Here is a 21147-nt window from a genome sequence, read left to right as displayed (position 1 = left end):
TGCAGCGGCCGGGCAGGGCCTTTATACGAAATCCAGAAAAGTCAGCGGATTGCCGTGTGCGCGCACCAGGCGGGCGAGGTCCTCCATTTTCAGGAACACCGTCGCGGTGTTCTGCAGCGGGTGGACCCCGATCAGGTCCTTATCCCCGTAGCTGCGGTCGAAGACGGCCTGCACCTGCCGCCCTTCGTCGTTGAGGATTCCCAGCGGGGTGACCGCCCCCTTGGAGAGGCCCAGGATCCGCGAGAGGGTCTCCCCGCCGGCGAAGCTCAGCTTGCGGCTCCCGAGGTCTTGTTGCAGCCGGCGCAGGTCGGCGCGCCGCTCGCCGCGCAGGGTCACGAGATAGAAGTTTCGTTTTTTGTCGTCCTGCAAAAACAGGTTTTTGGCGATCGCCTCGCTGTGGGGCAGGCACAGCGCCGCCATCTCCTCGATGGTGTACACCGCCGGGTGCGGCAGGTATTCGTATTCGATACCTAGCGCCTCGAGCGCCGACAGGGCTTTGGCATGTACCGGGTCCCCGGGATCAGTCGTCGTCATCGTCATCACCGTCGTCGTCCCAATCGTCGTATTCGGCATGGTGGGTGCTGCTGTGCGAGCCGTGCCCGCTCAGGGCGGGCAGCGCAGCCAGCGCGCGCTCGGCCGCGTCCTGCCGCTCGCCGATGAAGTCGTCCTCCCGTTCGAGCAGGGCATATTCCTTTAAAAAGTCCTCGCGGCTGGTGGCGCCGCTGCGGTAGCCGTCCTCCAGCGCATCCTTGCGGCCATCGAGTTCGTCGTCCTGCCGCTCGAGCTCATCGAGCAGCGAGAGCAGCCCCTCCCGGTCCTGCGGCAGGGTGAAGGAGAAATAGGGCGCAAAGGGGCCGATCTGCGCTTCCAGCGCATCCTTGCGCGCGTCGAGTGCGTCCTCCTGCCGCTCATATTCGGCCAGCTTCTGCTGGAATTCGCTGTCGCCGAGCTTACCGGTGCGCAGTGCCGCTTCGAGGTTTTCGATGTCGATTTCCAGCGCTTCCTCCTGCGCCTTGACGCTGTAGTACTGTGCAAGCAGCTCCTCGCCGCTCGCTTGGACAGAGGACGTGCCCGCCTGCTGGGAGGAGGAAACCTCCGCCTGTGAGGCGGCGCTCTCCTGCGGGATGACATCCTCCTGCGGGGCGGCATCCTCGTTGGGCAGCGAACTGCTGCTCACCTGGGCGCGCCTGGGCGCTATTTCATCCGAGATCGGCTGGCTCTTGACGGCGTTCTGCCTGGAGCAGGCAGAAAACAGCAGGCAGCAGGCCAGAAGCAGGGCGGGGAAACGGTAACGGGAATACATGGTCATACTCCTTTAAAAATAGGTTTATTTATACTATAATACCACAGGCAGATGAAAATCAAATTAAATTTGTAAAACTTGGCGCTTACCTGTACAATAATGGTGTCTTCATCTTGCTTTAATCTGTTTGCGATAAAGTATTCATAACGTCAATCAAGGAGGGGAGAGCCATGCGGATATTGGCCGTGGAGGACGAGCGCGACCTGCTCGATGTGACCGCCAAGCGCCTCGAAGCGCAGGGCTACAGCGTGGACCGCTGTACCGACGGGCAGGAGGCGCTGGACTATGCCGAGAGCGCGCAGTACGATTTGATCCTGCTGGACATCATGCTGCCCAAGGTGGACGGGCTGAGCGTCCTGCGCCGGCTGCGGGGGCAGGGGAACCGCACGCCGGTGCTGCTGCTCACGGCGCGGGACAGCATAGAGGACCGGGTGCAGGGCCTGGACGGCGGGGCGGACGATTACCTGACCAAGCCCTTTGCGTTCGAGGAGCTCCTGGCGCGGGTGCGGGTGCTGCTGCGTAGGGGCACGGGCGAGGCTGCGAACGAACTCGCGCTCGGGGACCTTTGCATGGACCTTGCCGCTCACCGGGTCACCCGCGCGGGGAAGGAGATCAAGCTCTCGGCCAAGGAATACGCGATCCTGGAATACATGCTGCTCAACCGCGGGGTGGTGCTCTCCCGCGAGCGGATCGAGGAGCATGTCTGGAACTACGACTTCGAGGGCGGCAGCAACGTGGTGGACGTCTACATGCGCTATCTGCGCCGCAAGCTCGACGACCCGTTTGAAAAGAAGCTGATCCATACGGTGCGCGGCAGCGGCTATGTTATCCGGGAGGAAGTATGAAGAAGCTGTCGATCAAGGCCAAGGTTACCCTGTGGTACACCGCGCTGGTCTTTCTGCTGATTGTGGTGCTCCTGGGGGACCTGTTCTATTTCTCCAGCCGGGTGCTCTACGAGCGCGCGGGGGAGTCCCTCTCCCGGGTGGTGGAGGCCGCCGCCGGGCAGGTTCATTTTGAGCGCGGCGAGCTCGATGAGCGCGAGATCGGGTTTTACGCCGACGGAGTCTCGGTCTTTCTCTATGACGACCAGGGCCGGCGGCTGGCGCCCCGTTCGGGCAGCGGACCGAAGGTCAACGCCCTGCTCGAGGACGGGGTGCTCAAATCCTCCCAGGACGGCGGCGAGCGCTGGCTCGTTTATGATCGTTATACCCAGATCGACGGGGTCAGCCTCTGGATCCGCGGGGTCACGCCGGACACCGGCTTTTCAGGCCCTCTGGGCACCATGCTGCTTCTGGCGCTGATCGCCAGCCCCTTCCTGCTGCTGATCGCGGCGGGCGGCGGGTACCTGATCACCAAGCGCGCCTTCCTGCCCATCGAGCATATGATCGGCACGGTGCGCTCGATCAGCGGGGGGAACGACCTCAGCCGCCGGATCGGCGGCAGCGGCGCGAAGGACGAGATTGCAAGGCTCGGGGGAACCTTCGATGAGATGTTCGACCGGCTGCAGACCTCGTTCGAGGACGAGAAGCGCTTCACCTCGGACGCCTCGCATGAGCTGCGCACCCCGGCGGCGATCATCCTTTCCCAGTGCGAATACGCGCTGGAGGACGAAAAGAGCGCGTCCGAGCTGCGCGAGAGCGTGCGGGTGATCCTGCGCCAGGCCAAACGGATGAACTCGCTGATCGCGAGGCTCCTGCTGCTGGCGCGCGCGGACAACGGGCGGCTGCAGCCCGAGTTCGAGGAGGTGGACCTCGGCGAGCTATGCGCCGTCGTCTGCGAGGAGTTGGAGCCCTCGGCCAGGCAGGAGGGATTGACCCTTCATCAGGAAATCGAGGGGCAGGTGGCGCTCACCGCCGACCAGACCCTGCTCATGCGGCTGGTCACCAACCTGCTGAGCAACGCCATCCGCTACAACCGCCCGGGCGGCAGCGTGACGCTCCGCCTTCGCACCGAGGGGGAGAATGCATTGCTGAGCGTCCGTGACACCGGGATCGGGATCGCGCCCGAGCACCTGCCCAAAATTTTCGGCCGCTTCTACCGCGCCGACGCGGCGCGCACCGCCGAGCGGGGCGGAACCGGGCTGGGACTGTCGATCGTGCGCTCGATTGCGCAGGTGCACGGCGGCTCCGTCGAGGCGCAGAGCACGCTTGGAGAAGGGAGCGACTTCACCGTCACCCTGCCGCTGCGCCGGGAAGAGAATCCCGGGGTGGGCGAGCCGGATTGAACGAGCCGCGGCTCAATATTTTTTACAAAATCAAGAAAATGATGAAAAAGTGAAAATTTTAATTTTACTTTAATCATGGCCCTGTATTCTATAATCACAGAGAACGATACACCCTGAGGTGTCAAGCCTGAAAGCAAGGCTTTCAGGCCTGGAAAGGAGTATATATCATGATGAAGGGTAAAAAATTATTGACAAGCGCTGTGGCGTTGGCTCTCCTGCTCGGTACTTTTTCAGTCCACAGCTTTGCGGCGGGCTTCACCGCCGCCCAGGCGCGGGAGCTCGCCAAAAAACAGGTTCCGAGCGGTTGCACCTATCTGAAGACCGAGCTCGACGACGGCTATTACGAGGTGGAATACTACCTCGAGTCCAAGAGCGAGAAACACGAGGTGAAGATCAGCACGGCCTCCCAGAAGATCGTCTCCTACAAGACCGACCGCGACGGGAAGGGCAGCGCCCAGGTTTCACTGAGCAAGGCGCAGGCCAAGAAGCTGGTTACCGATGAAATTTCGGGAGCCGAGATCGTCGATACCCTGCTCGAGAGCGACGATGGGCTCAAGGAGTACAAGATCCGCTTTAAGACCGACTCCCTCTACGGCAGCTATGAAATCAACCCCAACAGCGGCGCGATCCTCGAGCGGGAGATCAAGATCGGCACGGCCCCGGCCAGCTGGACCGGCTCCGTCTCCAGCTCCTCGGGCAGCTCGTCGTCCTCCAGCGGGCCGATCAGCAGCGCCAAGGCGCGCGAGCTTGCTTTGAAGGTTGTCCCGGGCGCTACCATCACCGACTTTGACCTCGACGACGGTGTTTACGAGATCGAGCTGTACAAAGATGGGTACGAGTACGATGTCGAGTTCTCGGCCGCCACCGGCAAGCAGCTTTCCTACAGCCGCGACCGGGACGACGACTATTGGGACGACCGGTATGATGACGATTGGGACGATGACTGGTACGATCACCATGATTGGGACGGCCACGATTACCACGGCGGCCACACCTGGGAGCAAAGCCACCACAACGGCCACTACTACGACGACTGATCATAACCTGGTTTGCCTGCGCCCGCCGCTTATGCGGCGGGCGCATTGACATTCCCGGGAGCACGGGCTAAAATAAACGGTGATGATAAGACGTTTTTTGCAGTTCCCGGGAAAGGAAGAAAAAATATGAAGCTGATGATCGCTTCCGACATCCACGGCTCCCGCCCCTGCTGCGAGGCGCTGCTGGGACGCTATGAAAAGGAGCGCGCCGGGCGGCTTGTGCTGCTGGGCGATTTGCTCTATCACGGGCCGCGCAACGACCTGCCCGAGGGGTACGACCCGAAGGGGGTCATCCGGCTGCTGAATGACCGCAGGCAGGAGCTGTTTTGCGTGCGGGGCAATTGCGACGCCGAGGTGGACCAGATGGTGCTGCAGTTCCCCATCCTGGCGGACTACGCGCTGCTCTGGCTCGAGGGGCGCACCGTGTTCGCCACCCACGGGCATATTTACAATGAGCAAAGCCTCCCGCCCCTCAAGGAGGGGGACGTCCTGCTGCACGGGCACACCCACGTGCTCGCCGCGCGGGAGATGGGCAGTCATATCTACCTCAATCCGGGGTCGGTCTCCCTGCCCAAGGAGGGCAATCCCCGCAGCTATATGACTTATGAAGACGGCGTGTTCACCATCAAGGACCTGGAGGGTGGGGAGCTTTGCTCCCTGTCCATCCGTTAAAGGGGAGGCGCATGATATGCGGCTGGTCACCAGTGCACAGATGAAGCAGATCGAACGAAACGCCGTCCTTGCGGGGCTGTCCTATTCCGAAATGATGGAGAACGCGGGCCGCGTGGCCTTCGGGGCGCTCTCGGCGTACCACGACTTTGAAGGGGCGACGGCGCTGGTCTTCGCGGGCAGGGGGAACAACGGCGGCGACGGCCTGGTGCTCGCCCGGATGCTCTGGAGGGCGGGCGCGAAGGTCACGGTGCTGCTCTGCGACGGGGAGCCTCAGACCAAGGAGGCGACGGCCAATTTAAGCCTGCTCCCGAGGACGGTGGCGGTACTGAACCTGGCGTATGAGACGCAGGCGCTGGAGGGGCTGTCAAAGCCGGACTTTGTGGTGGACGCCCTCTACGGGACCGGGTTCCATCCGCCCTTTGAGATGCGCGACCGCCAGGCGGCGCAGTGGATGAACTGCTGCGGCGCGCCCGTCTATGCTTTGGACCTGCCCAGCGGCGTGGACGCCGACATGGCAAGAGCCGACTGCGATGCGGTGCGCGCCCGCTGCACCTTCGCCTTCGACAGCCTCAAATACGCCCATTGCCGCGAGCCCGCGAAGGGATACTGCGGCGAGGTGCACTGCCTGAATATCTGGATTCCGGAGGAGTGCCACCGGGGGCTCTATTGGGAAATAGAAGAACAGTAAAGGGCTTGCTCCTCCCGCCCGGGAGGAGCAAGCCTTTTTTGTTTTAATTATTTTTCGATTTCGATTAAGCTGCTCCCGGCGCGGCGCAGCCCGGCGGTCGCCTCCTGGAGCGCCTCGAGGGTCATCTCCTCGCCGCGCTTCATCACTTCCTCGGCCTTTGCCGCCGCCATGCTGAGAGCCTCGAAGCTCGCTTTCTCGAACGCCGCGGCGTCGAGGCCGCGAGCCACCTGCACCAGCTTATACAGGACGTCGTAGGCGCTCATCAGCACATGCTCGCGCTCGAGCTCCGAGAAGAGGTCGAGCAGCTTCCAGGAACGGTTGTGCTCGGTCACCACGGCCTTGCGCGCGATGGAGCCGACCTGCCGCTTTTGCAGGGAGGCCAGCAGGGCGTTCAGCCTCTCCTGGGAGAATCCCTTCATGATGATCGCCTCACCCTCGGGGGCCGGGCCGCTGTAAAGCGGCTCCTGCTTTTCATAGCCCGCCATCCCGGCGGCGAAGCCCAGCGTCTGGTTGAGGTGCTCGATGGGGATCTGCCGGTAGGGCGCGCCCAACTCCCCGAGCGCCTCCAGGACCTTTTGGCCCTTTTCGGTGGTTTCACCCAGACCGTAGAGCAGGACCAGCTCGTCGTTTTGAATTCTCGCTTTCATATTGTGTGGCTTTTCGCCGCGCCTCCCGTCCGTCGTTTCTGATAGGGTGGCCCAAAGCGGCCGCCCCCAATCATCATGCTTTCAGTTTAGCGCATTTTCCTCCGGCTGTAAAGCCGCTCAGTCCCGGATAAAGACGTACCGTCCGCCGTCCGAGCGCGCGGGGGAGAATTCGTATCCGTCCCAGTCAAAATCCCATACCCCCTCGGGTTCGTCGATGGAGTGCCGCGCGATGAAGCGCACCATCTGCCCGCGGGCCATCTTGGCGGCGGTGGGCAGGCAGCAAAGCCTTCCCCGCTTCACCACCAAAAAGTCGCAGGTAATAAAGCGGTCCCGCGCCCCGAGAAAGGGGGAAACCGCCTTGGAATATTCGGCCGAGGCGAGGTTCAGTACCGGCTCGCCCGGCGAAAACAGGTCGCGGTAGAGCCTGTCCCCCCAGAAGCGGTAGAGGCTCTGCCCGTCCACCTTGATCTTGCATTGCAGCTCGAGGCGGTAGGGGGAGATCCCGTCCAGCGGGCGCAGCAGCCCGTAAAAGGCGCTGACGATCCGCAGGCGCGGCTGTAAAAATTGCAGCTCGCCGGGGGTGAGGCTTTGCGGGTCGATGTTTTGATATTGCAGCCCGTGGTAGCTCATGATCGCCGGGCTGCCCCCGGATTCAAGGTCCAGGCTCTGATAATACCCGAAGGCGCGCAGGGCAATGTCGGGATTTATTTTCATCAGCGACTCGAGCTGCCAGGGGGGATACTCCCGCAGCTGTTCGAGCAGCCGCGCGCTCTGCTGTAAGTAACCGGGGCGGGAGAGGGGGAGCCGAGGGTCCCCGGTGATCCGCATATTTTTGGCGGGGGAAATGATCAGTCGCAATGGAACTGCTCCTTTATCGCTTAGTCGCCGGAAATGCCGTATTTCTTCATCCGCCGCCAGAGGGTGGTGGTGCTGACCCCGAGCTCCCGCGCCACCTTCTGGCGGTTCCCGCGGTGCGTTTTGAGCAGCTCCTTAAGCTCCTGCGCGTCCGGGTCCTGGTAGACGATCACCCGCTCGCCGTCCGGTTCGTGCGCGGCGGGATAGCACTGCTCGAGCTGCTGGGCGATGAACACCTCGTCCACCGTCCTGCGGGGCGCCAGGGCGACCACCCTCTCGCAGAAGCTCTCGAGCTGGGGGAGGTTGCCCTCCCAGGCATAGGCGGCGAGCGCCCGGCGGGCGCCGGCGGTCAGGGAGAGGTAGCGGGACTGCTTTTGCTGCTGGGCTTCGAGGAAGCGCTCCGCCCAGCCCTCGATGTCCTCCCGCCGCCGGCGCAGCGGGAGCAGGGAGAGGGAGAGGACGTCGAGCGCATAGTAGAGGTCCCGGCGAAAGTGCCCCTCCCGCACGGCCGGCCCGAGCGGGCGGCCCGAAGCGGCGATGACCCGTACGCCGATGGGCAGCGGGCGGGTGTCCCCGCTGCGGATGAGCACCCCGTCGCGCACCAGGCGAAAGAGCTTATATTGGGCGCTCATGTCCAGCGCGTCCACCTCGTCGAGAAAGAGGGTGCCGCCCTTGGCCATATCGGCCAGGCACTTATGCGCCGCCGTATCGCCCTCCCCACCGGCACCGAAGATTTCCTCGGACATCTCTCCGGCTTGGAGGCTGTCGCAGCGCACTGACACGAACGGCGCCCCCTTTCTCACGCTGTCGTTGTGGATACACTCGGCCAGCAGCTCCTTTTCGGTGCCGAACTCCCCGGTGATCAGTATGGGGGAGTCGCTGCGCGCAAAGAACTTGGCCGTCTTGACCGCTTCCCTGGCGGGCGCGGACAGGGCGACGAGATTGTCGAAGTGGTACTTCGCCACATGCCCGAGCTTATAGATTTCCCGGCGCATCTGCGCCTCCATCTCGGCCACCCGCTTCCCCTCGTGGAACGAGAGAAAGGCCCCCTGCACGACCGAGTCGATCAGGATGGGGGCGATGTTGGTGATCAGGGCGCTCTTTTGGATGGTGATGAGGGTGGAATAGACCTCGCGGCCGCCGCCCAGCGCCTCGTCGAGCAGGGCGGGGTCCAGCGAGGGGATGAGCGCCGTCACCGGCAGGCCCACCGACTCCTCCTCGCTTTTTCCGGTGAGCTTCTCGACGAAGTGGTTGAGGTGCTGTACCTCGCCCGCGGCGTTGGTCTGGATGATCCCGTTGAAGGAGTAGTCCAGCAGCGCCTTGATCTGCGCGGTGTTGCGTTTTTCGAGGTCGCTCGAATAGGCGACCTTCTCGGCGATCCGGAACGCCTCGGCGATGGATTCCGGCCCGGAGGCGAGAAAGAGGGCGGGAATCCCCGCGCTCTTCGCCCGTTCGCAGACGGCGTCCCCGCCGATGACGACCTGCGCGCCCTCGCGGATCGCCTCGTCGGCGGCCCCCAGCAGCTGGTCGGTCTCCCTGACGAAATAGGGATGGATTTCCACCCCGAAGAGGGAGTCGAACGCGCTCATGTCGCAGAACATATTTTGAAAGCCGATCACCGCGATTTTCGGGCAAATGGAGCTGGCCATCTCCTTGGCCCGGCTGACCAGCAGCCCCATCTCCTGCCCGGTCAGGCGGATTTCCACCACCGGCACGTCCACCTTCTGGCGGATGTGCATGGCGTGCAGCCCGCGCGCGATAATGATCTGCGCCCCGCCGGCCACCGCCTCCTGCGCGCGCAGCACGGCGGTGGAAGAGGAGGTGAGCGCATAGCCCACGATGTCCAGGCGGTACCCCGGCGCCAGCCTTTGCGCCTGCTCGATCATTTCCTGGCGCGGCGCGAAAAAGACGACCTTAGCCAAACGGTTCATTCCTCCCTCTGCAAAAACGGCCGCCCGGCTTCATGCGGGCAGCCGTCAGTCTGTCGAAAATTTAAAATTAGTCCCGCAGGCGAGCTTTGCCCGCCGGAGGGACTCCGCGAGAGCAAAGCGGCGGTGAGCGGGCCAATCAGGCCTGCGGAGCCGATTTGCGAACGGAAGGGGACCACCGCCTTAAAAGGCGTTAGGGAAACCGGCGAAGCAATGCGATTGACGGTGTCCTTATGCAGCTTTTATCGTACCATACAGGGGCGCTTGGGGTCAAATGTCCAGCCGGGGATGTAAAACTGCATCCCCGCCGCGTCGTCCCGCGCGCCGAGGCCCTGCTCGAGATAGAGCCGGTGCGCTTTTTCAATCTGTGCGCGGTCCGCCTCGACCCCGAGGCCGGGCGTGTTTGGCACCCGGATTTTCCCATCCTCAATTTCGAGCGGCGCCTTGGTCAGCCGCTCGCACCCCTCCTGCCAGATCCAGTGGGTGTCGATGGCGGTGACGGGATCCGGCACCGCCGCCGCGGCTTGGGTGAACATGGCCAGCGAGATGTCGAAGTGGTTGTTCGAGTGGCTGCCCCAGCACAGCCCGAAGTCGCTGCAGAGCTGCCCCACCCGCACGCTGCCCGCCATGGTCCAGAAATGCGGGTCGGCCAGCGGGATGTCCACGCTTTGCGAGAGCAGCGCGTGGCGCAGCTGCCGCCAGTCGGTGGCGACCATGTTGGTGGCCACCGGCAGGCCGGTCGCCTGCCGGAACTCCGCGAGGATTTCCCGGCTCGAAAAGCCGCCCTCGGCCCCGCAGGGGTCCTCGCAGTAGGAGAGGATGCCCTGCTTGCCTTGGCAGAGTTCGATGGCCTCGCATAAGCTCCAGGCACCGTTGGGGTCGAGGGTGATCCGCGCCGAGGGAAAGCTCTCCTTGAGCGCCAAGATGGCCTTCATTTCCTCCCGGCCCTCCATCACACCGCCCTTGAGCTTGAAGTGCCGAAAGCCGTACCGCTCTTTGGCGGCCCCGGCCAGGGCGACGACGGCCTCGGGCGTCATCGCTTCGCGGCGGCGCAGGCCGTACCAGCCGTCTCCCGCCTCCCCGGGCAGGTAATCGAGGTTCGTGCGCGCGCCCTCGCCGATATAAAAGAGGTAGCCCAGCACCTCGACCTCGTCGCGCTGCCGCCCGTCCCCCAGCAGGGAGGAGACCGGCACCTCCAAATGTTTCCCAAGCAGGTCGAGCAGGGCGCTCTCCACCGCCGTGAGCGCATGCACCCCGGTGCGCAGATCGAAGGTCTGGCTGCCCCGCACGTCCTCCCCGCCGCTTTGGGCCAGGAGCCGTCCGACCTTTAACAGGGTGTCCTTGTACCGGCCGATCTCGCTGCCGAGGACCGCCGCGCGCACCCCTTCGAGCGCCGCCGTAATCTTAGGCCCGCCCGGTACCTCGCCAAGGCCAATGTTGCCGCTGGAATCGGTGAGCAGGACGACGTTGCGGGTGAAATAGGGCCCGTGCGCCCCCGAAAGGTTTAAGAGCATGCTGTCGTGCCCTGCGACCGGGAAGACCTCCATCAGCTCTATCTTCGGCGTCATGAGGCAAGCCCCCCTTCGCGGCAGAGCCCCATCTCGCAGAGGATCATCCGCAGCCGCTCGCGCTGGGCCGGGGAGAGGGGCGCGATCGGCTCGAGGCAATTGCCCACCTCGAACCCCTGTAAAGAGAGCCCCTCCTTGATGACCTCGGGGAAGGTGCCCATCTCGCAGGCGATCCGCAGCGGGGCCAGGCGGAACTGGGCCTCCAGGCTCCCGCGCAGGTCCCCGGCGACGAACTTGTCGTAGATGTCGGCGGCGAGGCGCGGGGCGACGTTCGCGCAGCTGGCGATCGCCCCGGCGGCCCCATAGCAGAGCCCCGCGTGGATCAGGGTGTCCCGCCCGAGCAGGACGCTGAAGTTTTTGCACCCCCGGGTTAATCTCAGGTATTCCTCGGTGTTGGTGAAGTCGCCGGTGCTGTCCTTGATCCCGACGATGTTGTCGATCTCGGCCAGCCGCGCGGCAGTGGCCGGCTCGATGGTCACGTTGGTCTTGGGACGGTTGTTATAAAGGATGATGGGCAGGGAAGTGCTCTCGGCGACGGTGCGGTAGAACCCGTAGAGCTCCTCCTGCGTCTGGCTGATGAACATCGGGGTCAGCACCGAGACGGCGTCCGCCCCCGCCTGCTCGGCGAGATGGATCAGCCGGATGGTGCCCCTGGTGGTGATGTGGCTGGTCCCGGCGTAGACCGGGACCCGACCGGCGGTCTGGGAGACCACGGTCTCGATCACCCGCCGGTATTCCTCGTCGCTGACCGCGTAGAATTCCCCCGTCGTGCCCATCGGGAACAGCCCGTGCACCCCCTGGCCGATCAGATGGTCGGTCAGGGCGCGCAGGACCGGCTCGTTGACCCGGCCGCCGCCATCGAAGGGGGTGATGATCGGGGGAATGATCCCCCGGGGTGAAAAGTCCATGTCCGCTCCTCCCAACCTAGTCCCGGCCAATCGCGGTGCCGGTCAGCTTCTGATAGTACCGGGCCATCGCGCTGTGGTCCTCCTGGCCGCAGCCGTCGGCATGCAGGTTCTGTAAAATTTCCATGACCGAGGCGGTCATGGGCAGGGGAGCCCCCACGCTGTGCGCGGTGTCGATGGCATTTTGCAAATCCTTGATGTGCAGGTCGATCTTGAAGCCGGGCTTAAAGCTGCCGCTTATCATCATCGGCGCCTTGGCGTCCATCACGGTGCTGCCGGCCAGCCCCCCGCGGATGGCCTCGAAGACGAGCTGGGGATCCACCCCGGCCTTTTTGGCGAGCATCAGCGCCTCGGACACCGCCGCGATGTTCAGCGCGACCACCACCTGGTTGGCGAGCTTGGTGGTGTTCCCGGCCCCGACCTCGCCGCAGCGCACCACGCTGGCGCCCATCGTCTCGAGCAGGGGCTTGTAGGTGTCGAAGACCTCCTGGTCCCCCCCCACCATGAAGGAGAGGGTCCCGTCAATCGCCTTGGGCTCGCCGCCGCTGACCGGCGCGTCGAGCATCTTGACGCCGCGCTCGGCGAGCGCAGCGGCGATCTCCTGCGAGGCGATGGGGTTAATGCTGCTCATGTCGATGAGCACGGTTCCCGCGCGCACGGTCTCGATCACCCCGCCCTCGCCGAGCACCGCCGCCTTGACGTGCGGGCTGTTGGGCAGCATGGTCAAGATCACGTCGCACATTTCGCCGATCTCGCGGGGGCTTTTCGCCCCCTTGGCCCCGGCGGCGACGGTCTCCTCGACGGCCGCGGCGTTCAGGTCGTAAACGGTCAGGTCGTACCCCGCCTTCAGCATGTTCTTGGCCATGGGCTTGCCCATGATCCCCAGTCCGATCAGTCCTATTTTCATAGCGAATCCTCCTTAAAATTACGGTTTCAGATTCGGGGAAGGGTAGCTCGCGTCCCCCGCTTATCCATATTATAAGGAGAAAACGCCCGCCATTGCTATTGACAAAAGGAACGAAGTTGCATTCCCTTTTGCAACATCCTGCATGACAGTGCAAAAACTGAAAAATAATCGTTCATTTTTCTTTCAAATTCTTGCAGATCAGTAAACCGGCAGAAGGAGGGCGGAAGGCCCTGGAAGCGTATGCCTGATCATGTTGTAAGGTTTTGAAATGATATTTGAAAGTATTTGTTTCAAAATTTGAACGCTTCACCATTCTATTAAAAGTCCGGGTGCAAGTTCATGTTTTTTGTCAATTGTTTTTCAGCGCGGCCAGTCACTATAATGAAGGCAAGCTCGTATTGCGCACGGCCGGGGACCGGCCAAAAAATCTGAAAATAGCACCGCTATTTTTGCAAGAGGAGGAAGTACCTATGGCCCAGCCTGCAACCAAGGCAAAACAAAAGCGCAAGTTTGCGCTGCCGAATACCTTCGTTTTGATTTTCGGCTTCATCGTGCTTGCGGCGATCCTGACTTACGTCCTGCCCGCGGGCAGCTACCAGCCCGACCCGAACAATCCCGACCTGATCGACCCGAACTCCTTCACCTTCGTGGAGAGCTCGCCGGTCAGCCTGATGGATTTCGCGGGCTCGATCTACGGGGGGCTGGCGCGCGCCTCGTCCACCGCGTTTCTGATCCTGCTCGCCGGCGGCTTCGTGCAGGTCATCACCGACACCGGCACCTTCGACGCGGCCATCTTCGCCATCCTGCGCCGCAGCAAGGGCAAGGAGCTGATCGCCCCGGTGCTCTTCTTCATCCTGCTCTTCGTGCTGGGCGCGCTGCAGGTCATTGACAACGAGGTGGTCGTCTTCATCCCACTGGTGATGATGCTCTGTAAACGCCTCAAGCTGGACGCGATCTGCGTTTTGATGCTCACCCTCGTGGCCAACATGGCGGGCTTCTCGCCGACCCCGGTGGGGTACTGGAGCGTCGGTATTTTCCAGATCATCGCCGGGCTGCCCATCTTCTCGGGCTTCACCTTGCGCTTCGTGGTCTGCATGCTCATCGGGATCGTGACCCTCGTCTTCATGGTGCGGTATATGCGCAAGATCCGGCGCGACCCCGCGGCCTCGGTCACCGGGATCCTCAAGGAGGACGTGGCGATAGACGGCGTGCCCGAGGAGAAGGAGTTCACCCTGCGCCACGGGATCACCCTGGTGGGCTTCCTGGTGCCGTTCGGCTTCTACGTCTGGGCGGTCAACGCCTTCGACTGGGGGGTGGCCGAGCTGTCGGGGATCCTGTTCCTGCAGGCGATCTTCGCCGGACTCATCAGCCGCATGTCCCCCAACGAGATGGCCCAGTCCTTCACCCGGGGGGCCGAGGCCGTGGTCATCCCGACCATGATGGTCGGCTTCGCCAGCGCCATCTCGGTGGTGCTCGCCAAGGGGAACATCATCCATACCATCGTCTACTACCTGACCAAGCCTCTTATGGGGGTGCACGGCACCGTGTCCGCGGTCGGGATGTTCATCTTCAACTTCTTCTTTAACGCCCTCGCCCCCGCCTCCACCAGCCAGGGCTACGTCGTCATGCCGATCATGGCCCCGATGGGCGACGTGCTCGGCCTGACCCGCCAGACGGTCTGCTGGGCGGTCCAGCTCGGCGACGGCCTGTCCAACATCATCATCCCGACCGGCGGCACCACCATGGCCTGTATCGCAATGTCCGGCGTGCCCTACGGCAAGTGGGTCAAGTTCATTATCCCGCTGGTGGGAATTTGGGTGCTGATCGGAGCGGCTTCGCTGGTCTTCGCAGTGCTGACCGGCTGGGCATGATCGCGCACCTTTGGAAAGGAGGGGCTCTTTATGGAGCAAGACAGGGTATACGTAAGCCCCAGGCCGCTGCCGGGACCTCCCGGGCCGGCAGACGACATCTGGTTCGGCGGGACCATCTATACAATTGATCAGGAAAACCGCACGGCCGGAGCGCTGGCCGTCAAGGGCGGGCGGATCACCGCGGTGGGCGGCGAGGAGGAGGTCTTTGCCCTGCGGGGCGAGGGCACCCGGCTGCACGACCTTTGCGGGCACACGGTCCTGCCCGGCATGATCGACACCCATACCCACGCCCCGGGCGTGCTGGAAAAGAAAATGTTTACCATCTTCATGGGGGACGCCGAAACGAAGGAGGAGGCCGTCGCGGCCGCCCGGGACTTCATTGAGGCCCATCCCGGGATGGACCGGTATTTCGGCTTCGGCTATTCCAATAAGATCGCCGGGGACTGGCGGGGTCCGAAAAAGGAGTGGCTCGACGAGGTCTGTAAGGATAAGCCCATCGTCATCCAGGCGATGGAGGGGCACAGCTGGTGGGTCAATTCCAAGGGCTTCTCCCTGTTCGGGGTGGAGAGGGACACCGTCCCCGCGTCCGGGGTGATCCACCATGATGAAGACGGGGAGCTCTGGGGGACGATCTGTGACATCCAGGGGGTGGAGATCCCCCGCCCGCGTTTCAGCGAAGAGCAGGACATGGTCGCGCTGCGCGCCTATCAGGAGCAGATGCACCGCTTCGGCTATACCGGGATGATGTCGATGTCCGGGCAGATCACCCCGAACCCGGTCGCGGCCATGCATGAGCTCGACGGGCGCGGGGAGCTCAAGATGCGGGTGAGCGCCTCGCTGACGGTCTACCCCGAGCGGGAGATCGGTGAGCAGCTCGATTACATCGCGAGAAAGCGGGAGGAGTACCGCTCCGAGCGGCTCGATCTGCGGGTGGCCAAGTTCTTTGGCGACGGCACCACCGGCGGTGGGACCGCCTACCTCTCCGAGCCCTACAGCAATGCGGCGCCCGGCGAAGAGGCGCAGTGCGGCTACTTTTTGTGGGAGCGCGAAAAGCTCGCCGCCGCCTTTCTCGGCGCGCTGCGCCGGGGGCTGCAAATCCACATCCACTCGATCGGGGACGAGAGCACCAGCGTGGCGCTCGACTGCATCGGGCAGGCGCAGCGTGAGGCGGGCGAGGGCGACTGGCGCACCGGGGTCGCGCACCTCGACGTGACAAAGCCCCGGGACATCCCCCGGCTGGCCGCGCTTCATTGCACCGCCGCGGTGCAGACCTTCTGGCATTTCAAGGAGCCGGGGGTCTGGGAGGAGGAGCTGCTGCCCATGCTCGGGCCCGAGCGGGCAGAGCGGGTCTACCCCCTGCGCAGCTTATTCGAGGCCGGGATCGTCGTGACCAACTCCTCCGACGAGCCCTCGACCGTGGACCCGAACCCCTTCCAGGCGATCGAGGCCGGGGTGACCCGCAACCTCTATTCGCCCGAAAAATACGGGGTGGAGCCGATCACCGACGCCGATGACCCCAAATGGCTGCTGGGGCCGGATGAGCGGGTCTCGGTGCTCGAGATGGTGCGCTCCTACACCATCAACGCGGCCTACGCGATGTTTAAAGAAGATATGCTCGGCAGCCTGGAGGTCGGAAAGTACGCCGATTTTCTGGAGCTCAGTCAGGACATCTTCCACTGCGACCCGTTGATGATCGAGCGCACCAGGGTGCTGCGCACCGTCTTCGACGGCGAGATCGTTTACGAATCCAAGTGACGCGGGAGGCGGACAAATGGAGAGAGGAACCCCCATCATCACCGATATGCAGGTCATCCCGGTGGCGGGCTATGACAGCATGCTGCTGACCCTGAGCGGCGCCCACGCGCCCTTTTTCACCCGCAACATCGTTTTGCTCACCGACTCCTCGGGCAACACCGGCCTCGGGGAGGTGCACGGCGGGGACGCGATCACTGCGGCGCTCGAAGGGAGCCGGGAGCTGGTCGTGGGGCGCGCGGTCGGGGAGTATAAGGAGATTCTGCGCGACCTTGGCCGCCTGCACGAAGGGGGCGACGGCGAGGGGCTGCAGGGGCTGGACCTTAAAAAGCTGCAGTTCGTCGTCCACGCCGAAACGGCGGTGGAGAGCGCCCTGCTCGACCTGCTGGGAAAGTTTATGGGCCTGCCGGTCAGCGCCCTGCTGGGCGGGGGACGGCAGCGGGAGAAAATACAGACCCTCGGCTACCTCTTCTATGTGGCGGATAAGGGCCGCACGCCGCTGCCCTATCTGGATGAGCGCGGCAGCAATGAGCGCTGGTTTCGCCAGCGCCGCAGCAAAGCGCTCGAGCCGGAAGAAATCCTGGAGCAGGCGCATGCCGCCAAGGAGCGCTACGGCTTTGAATGCTTGAAGCTCAAGGGCGGGGTGCAAGACGGCGAGCGGGAGATGGAGACCGTGCGCCTGCTCAAAAGGGAATTCCCAGCCGCACGGATCAACATCGACCCGAACGGGGCCTGGAGCCTGCGGCGGGCAGTCGAACTCTGCCGCGGGATGCGGGGGATCCTCTCCTACTGCGAGGACCCCTGCTCGGGCGAGCAGGGCTTTTCCGGGCGGGAGATCATGGCCGAATTCAAGCGGCAGACCGGACTGCCGGTGGCCACCAACATGATCGCCACCGACTGGCGGCAGCTGCGGCACAGCGTCCTCTCCCACAGCGTGGACATTGTGCTGGCCGACCCGCATTTCTGGACGATGGAGGGGTCGGTGCGCGCCGGCCAGGTGCTCCGGGATTTCGGATTACAATGGGGCAGCCACTCGAACAACCACTTCGACATTTCGCTGGCCATCTTCGCCCAGACGGCGGCGGCCGTTCCCGGCGAAATCACCGCGATGGACACCCACTGGATCTGGCAGGACGGGCAGTACCTGACCAGGGAGCCGATGGAGATTAAAAACGGGTATATCGAACTCCCGGACCGTCCGGGACTCGGGGTAGAGGCCGACATGGACCGGATTCTGGCGGCCCATGCGCTTTACTGTAAGCTCGGGCGGCACGACCGCGACGATGCGGCGGCAATGCAGTATCTGATCCCGGGCTGGACCTTCGACCCCAAGCGGCCCTGCCTGGTCCGCTGAAAAAAGTAAAGAGCCTCGCGCCCGACCAAAAAATTTTTTGGCCGGGCGTTTTTTTTCGTCTTTTTCAGACGGAAATATAAATAATTTTCCATATAATTATGGACAAACTGTGACGGCATAAATTGAATTTACAAAATAAAATAAATTCAGTATAATAGATGGCATGCTGGTGCGGGGGAGGGCATATAATGAAAATACAAAGATAAACTATTTCGTACAAATTTAACAGTATTTTGTAAATAGAAATAGTTGATTCGCACAAAAAGCGGCGTTGCTTTTGGAATCTTTGCCACTAGCAATTCCAGAAAACCGATGATATGATGAAAGCGAAAAATACAAAATTTCGTATATTGAGCTTTCAAGCGGATGTCACAGGGAGGAAGTTCAGTGGAGAAAGGAAAACTCATTCAAAAGGTGGGGATCATCACCCAGAAGGTTGCCGCCGAGCTCATCGCGCTCGATGAAGGGGACCGCGTGCCCACGGTGGTCGAGCTCTCCGAGCGCTACGGCGTCTCGCGGGGTACGGTTCAGACCGCCTTTTCCCTGCTACGCGAGGAGGGGGCGATCACGCTCCAGCCCAGGGGGCATATGGGGACCTTTCTCACCTTTTTGGACCGGATCAAGCTGATCGAGTTCGCCGGGGTCCAGACCCTGGTGGGGGTCATGCCGCTGCCCTATTCCAAGAAGTACGAGGGGCTGGCGACCGGGATTTATGAAACATTGCAAAACAGCGGGCTCAGTGCCGTTCTCGCCTTCATGCACGGCTCCGACCACCGCCTGGAGGGCCTGGCGGAAAGAAGGTACGACTTTGCCGTCATGTCGCAGTTGACCGCGCAATATTATATCGACCGGGGCGAGCCGGTGAGGATCGTGGAAAACTTCGGCCACTACAGTTATGTCGGCAGGCATGTGCTGCTGGTGCGGGAGGACTACGACAAGACCGGGATCCACCGGGTGGGGGTAGACAACACCTCGGTGGACCAGAAAACCCTGACCCGCGCCTACTTTGGCGGCAGCGACGTGGAATACGTGCCGCTGATCTACAACCAGATCATCCATTACCTCAATACGCTCAAGATCGACGCGGCGGTCTGGAATCTGGACGACATCGACCTGGTGGGCAACCATCTGAAATACAAGCTGCTGGACGACCGGATGTTCAGCGTGGTGGACACCGAGGCGGTGGTCATCTGCCGCAGGGACAACGAACTGGTCTACCATCTTTTGCGGCGGCTGCTCGAGCGGGAGAGCGTGCTGCTCTACCAAAAAGAGGTGCTCGAGGGGAAGATCACCCCGCACTATTAAAAGGAGGAACTGTTTTGGATATCATGGAGCGGATCGACATCATGAAGGAGTGCGGCCTTTCCAGCGAACAGGAGCACAAGGACCTGTGCGCGGTGGTGCGGCTCTTCAAAGATGAATTCGGGATCGCCCTCACCGAAGAAAACGCCGGGGTGATGATCACCCATATCGGTGCCGCGCTGCGGCGGGTGCGCACCGGCGAGGCGGTCGAGCCGCTCGACCCCGAGGTGTACGCTCAGGCGGCCGAGGAACCGGAGTATGAGCGCGCGCAAAAGATCGTTGCCCGGCTGCTCGAGACCCTGACGGCGGCGCTCCCCGAGGAGGAGCGGCAGTTCTTCCTCGTACATGTTGTGCAGGTGCTCAGCCAGCTTGAAAGTTAAACGGGACGCAGGGAATTACCATCTGATAAAGGAGGAATCCATATGAAAATCGCGATCGGCGGGATGAAGAAAAACGAGATGGAAGCCGCGATCAAGAAAGCGTCGGACGGGAAGATCGAGACGGTGATCACCACCGACATCGGCGCGGTCCCCATGCTCAAGAAGGGCGAGGTGGATTACTACATAGGCGGCTGTGAGAGCGGGGGAGGCGCGGCGATTTCGATCCTCATCGGAATGATCGGCTACTCCAAATGCTGCACGGTGGCCAAAAACGGCCATGTGGCGAAAAAAGAAGAGGTGGAAAAGTTCATCAGCGATGGCAAAATCGCTTTTGGCCTGGCAGTGGATTCGATTGATGGGACCATCCCCGTCCTGGTGGAAGCGCTGCTGGAACATCAGAAATAACAGAAACTTTGGGAGGGTTAGGCAATGACAGTTGAATTTTCGGCACTGAATCTCATCGTCGTCACGCTGCTGTGCGCGGCAACCGCCCTGATGGCACATCTGGGCGTCGCGGTATTCCATGACGGAATCCGCCCGGTACTGCCGGAGTTTATCGAGGGACGCATGAAGCGTCCAGAGATGGCTTCGGTCGCCTTCGGCCTGAGCGTCGGCTTTATCGCGTCGGTCGGTATCGCCCACACCGTGGCCACCGGTATTCTCAACCCCTGGCTGCTGTTCTTGACCACCGATATCCTTGGCATCGTGGCCAACCGCAAGTGGCTCGCGGCGCTGCTTGGCGGCGCGTGGGGCGCGCTGACCGTCTCCGCGCTGGGGCTGATCAACACCGCGCTCACCTCGCTGCCGGTTGACTTCATCGGCGCGATGGGCGCCCTGAGCGACCCGGTGGTTTCCGGCTTCGCGCTCTTCCCGCTGGTCGCCATCTTCATGCAGTTCGGCGCCAAGAAGGGCGTCACCGCCACCGCGATCACCTTTATCGTGCGGATCCTGATTGTGCGCTTCACCACCATCTATGTCGAGTCCATCCAGATCTTCGTCGGCGTGCTGCTGCTCATCATCTTCGCCATCGCGAAGGATACCCAGAGCAAGCTCCCGAAGAACGAGGAGGAGGACAACGTCTTTACCGAGCGCATCGCGCGTATCCGCAAGAACGTCGTGTTCCTGATGATCGGCGGCGCCTTTATCGCGGTCGCCTGTAACATCGGCGTCTTCGCGGGCAGCGAGGTCTCGATCTACACCCTGGCCGAGGCCTACAAGACCGGCAACAACGCGCTGGTCAGCCAGGCGGCCCTGGCCGAGTTCATGCGCGGCCTCGGGTTCATCCCGCTGATCGCCACCACCGCCATCACCACCGGCGTTTACGGCGTGGCCGGCCTCACCTTCGTCTACCCGATCGGCTACCTCATGCCCAACCCGATCTTCGCGGCCATCGGCGGCGCTCTGATGATCCTCGTCGAGGTCATGCTGCTCGGCCTGATCGGCAAGTTCTTAGGAAAGTTCCCGTCCATCCGCGAGGCTTCGGACAGCATCCGCTCCTCGATGACCACCGTGATGGAGTTCGCCCTGCTCATCGGCGCGATCAACGCCGTCGTCAAGATGGGCGGCTACACCGGCTTCTTCATCGGCGCGATGATCTACTTCATCAACGAGATGACCGGCAGACGGATCATGAAGATGGCCATCGGCCCGGTCGCCGCCATTGCGACGGGTATCATTCTCAACATTCTGTGCGTGCTGGGGCTCTTCGTCCCGATCGCCTAGTATAAACGCTTCGCGTAAGGAGTATCGGTTTT

At 62.6% G+C, this 21147-nt stretch carries 20 protein-coding genes; 12 read left to right on the top strand and 8 right to left on the bottom strand.

The features are described 5' to 3' along the window. Nucleotides 1-21: 21 nt before the first annotated feature. Nucleotides 22-540, bottom strand: coding sequence for a prolyl-tRNA synthetase associated domain-containing protein (locus tag B5477_RS10335; protein WP_242942184.1), 519 nt, complete (start codon nucleotides 538-540; stop codon nucleotides 22-24). Next, nucleotides 521-1303: a hypothetical protein gene (locus tag B5477_RS10330; protein WP_079699614.1), complete on the bottom strand. Its 783-nt coding sequence runs from the start codon at nucleotides 1301-1303 to the stop codon at nucleotides 521-523. Before B5477_RS10330 ends, B5477_RS10335 begins: the two co-directional genes overlap by 20 nt. A gap of 170 nt (nucleotides 1304-1473) precedes the next feature. Between B5477_RS10330 and B5477_RS10325 the strand changes: the two genes are divergently transcribed. The 5 genes from B5477_RS10325 (at nucleotide 1474) to B5477_RS10305 (ending at nucleotide 5924) form a co-directional block, all read left to right on the top strand. Further along, on the top strand, nucleotides 1474-2148 hold the full coding sequence (locus tag B5477_RS10325; RefSeq protein ID WP_079699613.1) for a response regulator transcription factor: 675 nt from the start codon (nucleotides 1474-1476) through the stop codon (nucleotides 2146-2148). Beyond that, the gene (locus B5477_RS10320) at nucleotides 2145-3527 is read left to right on the top strand and encodes a sensor histidine kinase (RefSeq protein ID WP_079699612.1); all 1383 of its coding nucleotides are present in this window, start codon (nucleotides 2145-2147) and stop codon (nucleotides 3525-3527) included. Before B5477_RS10325 ends, B5477_RS10320 begins: the two co-directional genes overlap by 4 nt. A 167-nt stretch (nucleotides 3528-3694) precedes the next feature. Then, nucleotides 3695-4564 carry a PepSY domain-containing protein gene (locus B5477_RS10315; RefSeq protein WP_079699611.1) on the top strand — a complete coding sequence of 290 codons (870 nt, stop codon included), beginning with the start codon at nucleotides 3695-3697 and terminating at the stop codon, nucleotides 4562-4564. 126 nt (nucleotides 4565-4690) lie between these two features. Beyond that, complete coding sequence (yfcE, locus tag B5477_RS10310) at nucleotides 4691-5236, top strand: phosphodiesterase (protein ID WP_079699610.1); 546 nt, start codon at nucleotides 4691-4693, stop codon at nucleotides 5234-5236. 16 nt (nucleotides 5237-5252) lie between these two features. Continuing rightward, the gene (locus B5477_RS10305; RefSeq protein WP_159449004.1) at nucleotides 5253-5924 is read left to right on the top strand and encodes an NAD(P)H-hydrate epimerase; all 672 of its coding nucleotides are present in this window, start codon (nucleotides 5253-5255) and stop codon (nucleotides 5922-5924) included. Between the two features lie 47 nt (nucleotides 5925-5971). Here the strand turns inward: B5477_RS10305 and B5477_RS10300 are convergent, their stop codons facing one another. The 6 genes from B5477_RS10300 to garR all read right to left on the bottom strand — a co-directional run bounded on the left by B5477_RS10300 (nucleotide 5972) and on the right by garR (nucleotide 12734). Then, nucleotides 5972-6571 (bottom strand): DUF3783 domain-containing protein, encoded by a 600-nt coding sequence (locus B5477_RS10300; protein WP_079699608.1) that lies wholly within the window; start codon nucleotides 6569-6571, stop codon nucleotides 5972-5974. Nucleotides 6572-6688: 117 nt separating this feature from the next. Further along, nucleotides 6689-7429 carry a peroxide stress protein YaaA gene (yaaA, locus tag B5477_RS10295; protein WP_079699607.1) on the bottom strand — a complete coding sequence of 247 codons (741 nt, stop codon included), beginning with the start codon at nucleotides 7427-7429 and terminating at the stop codon, nucleotides 6689-6691. Between the two features lie 20 nt (nucleotides 7430-7449). Beyond that, nucleotides 7450-9348 (bottom strand): sigma 54-interacting transcriptional regulator, encoded by a 1899-nt coding sequence (locus B5477_RS10290; RefSeq protein ID WP_159449003.1) that lies wholly within the window; start codon nucleotides 9346-9348, stop codon nucleotides 7450-7452. A gap of 248 nt (nucleotides 9349-9596) precedes the next feature. Continuing rightward, complete coding sequence (locus B5477_RS10285) at nucleotides 9597-10922, bottom strand: enolase C-terminal domain-like protein (RefSeq protein WP_079699605.1); 1326 nt, start codon at nucleotides 10920-10922, stop codon at nucleotides 9597-9599. Further along, entirely contained in the window at nucleotides 10919-11830 is a 912-nt protein-coding gene (locus B5477_RS10280) for a dihydrodipicolinate synthase family protein (protein WP_079699604.1), read from the bottom strand. The genes B5477_RS10285 and B5477_RS10280 overlap by 4 nt, the downstream gene beginning before the upstream one ends. 16 nt (nucleotides 11831-11846) lie before the next feature. Then, on the bottom strand, nucleotides 11847-12734 hold the full coding sequence (garR, locus tag B5477_RS10275) for a 2-hydroxy-3-oxopropionate reductase (RefSeq protein WP_079699603.1): 888 nt from the start codon (nucleotides 12732-12734) through the stop codon (nucleotides 11847-11849). 470 nt (nucleotides 12735-13204) lie between these two features. Here garR and B5477_RS10270 point away from each other — a divergent pair, with 470 nt between their 5' ends. The 7 genes from B5477_RS10270 (at nucleotide 13205) to B5477_RS10240 (ending at nucleotide 21115) form a co-directional block, all read left to right on the top strand. Then, a complete protein-coding gene (locus tag B5477_RS10270; protein WP_079699602.1) occupies nucleotides 13205-14605 on the top strand; it encodes a YfcC family protein in 1401 nt (466 codons plus the stop codon). A 30-nt stretch (nucleotides 14606-14635) separates the two neighbouring features. Continuing rightward, on the top strand, nucleotides 14636-16360 hold the full coding sequence (locus B5477_RS10265) for an amidohydrolase (RefSeq protein WP_079699601.1): 1725 nt from the start codon (nucleotides 14636-14638) through the stop codon (nucleotides 16358-16360). A 16-nt stretch (nucleotides 16361-16376) separates the two neighbouring features. After that, complete coding sequence (locus tag B5477_RS10260) at nucleotides 16377-17711, top strand: enolase C-terminal domain-like protein (RefSeq protein ID WP_079699600.1); 1335 nt, start codon at nucleotides 16377-16379, stop codon at nucleotides 17709-17711. A gap of 387 nt (nucleotides 17712-18098) precedes the next feature. Next, nucleotides 18099-19016 (top strand): GntR family transcriptional regulator YhfZ, encoded by a 918-nt coding sequence (gene yhfZ, locus B5477_RS10255; RefSeq protein WP_159449002.1) that lies wholly within the window; start codon nucleotides 18099-18101, stop codon nucleotides 19014-19016. Between the two features lie 23 nt (nucleotides 19017-19039). Beyond that, entirely contained in the window at nucleotides 19040-19393 is a 354-nt protein-coding gene (locus B5477_RS10250) for a PRD domain-containing protein (RefSeq protein WP_242942223.1), read from the top strand. A 42-nt stretch (nucleotides 19394-19435) separates the two neighbouring features. After that, a complete protein-coding gene (locus B5477_RS10245) occupies nucleotides 19436-19798 on the top strand; it encodes a DUF2620 family protein (protein WP_079699597.1) in 363 nt (120 codons plus the stop codon). Nucleotides 19799-19822: 24 nt separating this feature from the next. After that, a complete protein-coding gene (locus B5477_RS10240) occupies nucleotides 19823-21115 on the top strand; it encodes a YhfT family protein (protein ID WP_079699596.1) in 1293 nt (430 codons plus the stop codon). Nucleotides 21116-21147 lie beyond the last annotated feature (32 nt).

The organism is Provencibacterium massiliense (genome assembly GCF_900169495.1).
GTDB classification, from domain to species: Bacteria; Bacillota; Clostridia; order Oscillospirales; family Ruminococcaceae; genus Harryflintia; species Harryflintia acetispora.
The sequence above is the reverse complement of the archived record's forward strand: the minus strand, read 5'-3'. Positions and strand labels throughout refer to the sequence as shown.

Coding starts and splice junctions, on each gene's coding strand:
- B5477_RS10335 (WP_242942184.1), bottom strand. CDS start 540: ATGACGATGACGACGACTGATCCCGGGGACCCGGTACATGCCAAAGCC.
- B5477_RS10330 (WP_079699614.1), bottom strand. CDS start 1,303: ATGTATTCCCGTTACCGTTTCCCCGCCCTGCTTCTGGCCTGCTGCCTG.
- B5477_RS10325 (WP_079699613.1), top strand. CDS start 1,474: ATGCGGATATTGGCCGTGGAGGACGAGCGCGACCTGCTCGATGTGACC.
- B5477_RS10320 (WP_079699612.1), top strand. CDS start 2,145: ATGAAGAAGCTGTCGATCAAGGCCAAGGTTACCCTGTGGTACACCGCG.
- B5477_RS10315 (WP_079699611.1), top strand. CDS start 3,695: ATGATGAAGGGTAAAAAATTATTGACAAGCGCTGTGGCGTTGGCTCTC.
- yfcE (WP_079699610.1), top strand. CDS start 4,691: ATGAAGCTGATGATCGCTTCCGACATCCACGGCTCCCGCCCCTGCTGC.
- B5477_RS10305 (WP_159449004.1), top strand. CDS start 5,253: ATGCGGCTGGTCACCAGTGCACAGATGAAGCAGATCGAACGAAACGCC.
- B5477_RS10300 (WP_079699608.1), bottom strand. CDS start 6,571: ATGAAAGCGAGAATTCAAAACGACGAGCTGGTCCTGCTCTACGGTCTG.
- B5477_RS10285 (WP_079699605.1), bottom strand. CDS start 10,922: ATGACGCCGAAGATAGAGCTGATGGAGGTCTTCCCGGTCGCAGGGCAC.
- B5477_RS10280 (WP_079699604.1), bottom strand. CDS start 11,830: ATGGACTTTTCACCCCGGGGGATCATTCCCCCGATCATCACCCCCTTC.
- garR (WP_079699603.1), bottom strand. CDS start 12,734: ATGAAAATAGGACTGATCGGACTGGGGATCATGGGCAAGCCCATGGCC.
- B5477_RS10270 (WP_079699602.1), top strand. CDS start 13,205: ATGGCCCAGCCTGCAACCAAGGCAAAACAAAAGCGCAAGTTTGCGCTG.
- B5477_RS10265 (WP_079699601.1), top strand. CDS start 14,636: ATGGAGCAAGACAGGGTATACGTAAGCCCCAGGCCGCTGCCGGGACCT.
- B5477_RS10260 (WP_079699600.1), top strand. CDS start 16,377: ATGGAGAGAGGAACCCCCATCATCACCGATATGCAGGTCATCCCGGTG.
- B5477_RS10250 (WP_242942223.1), top strand. CDS start 19,040: ATGGAGCGGATCGACATCATGAAGGAGTGCGGCCTTTCCAGCGAACAG.
- B5477_RS10245 (WP_079699597.1), top strand. CDS start 19,436: ATGAAAATCGCGATCGGCGGGATGAAGAAAAACGAGATGGAAGCCGCG.
- B5477_RS10240 (WP_079699596.1), top strand. CDS start 19,823: ATGACAGTTGAATTTTCGGCACTGAATCTCATCGTCGTCACGCTGCTG.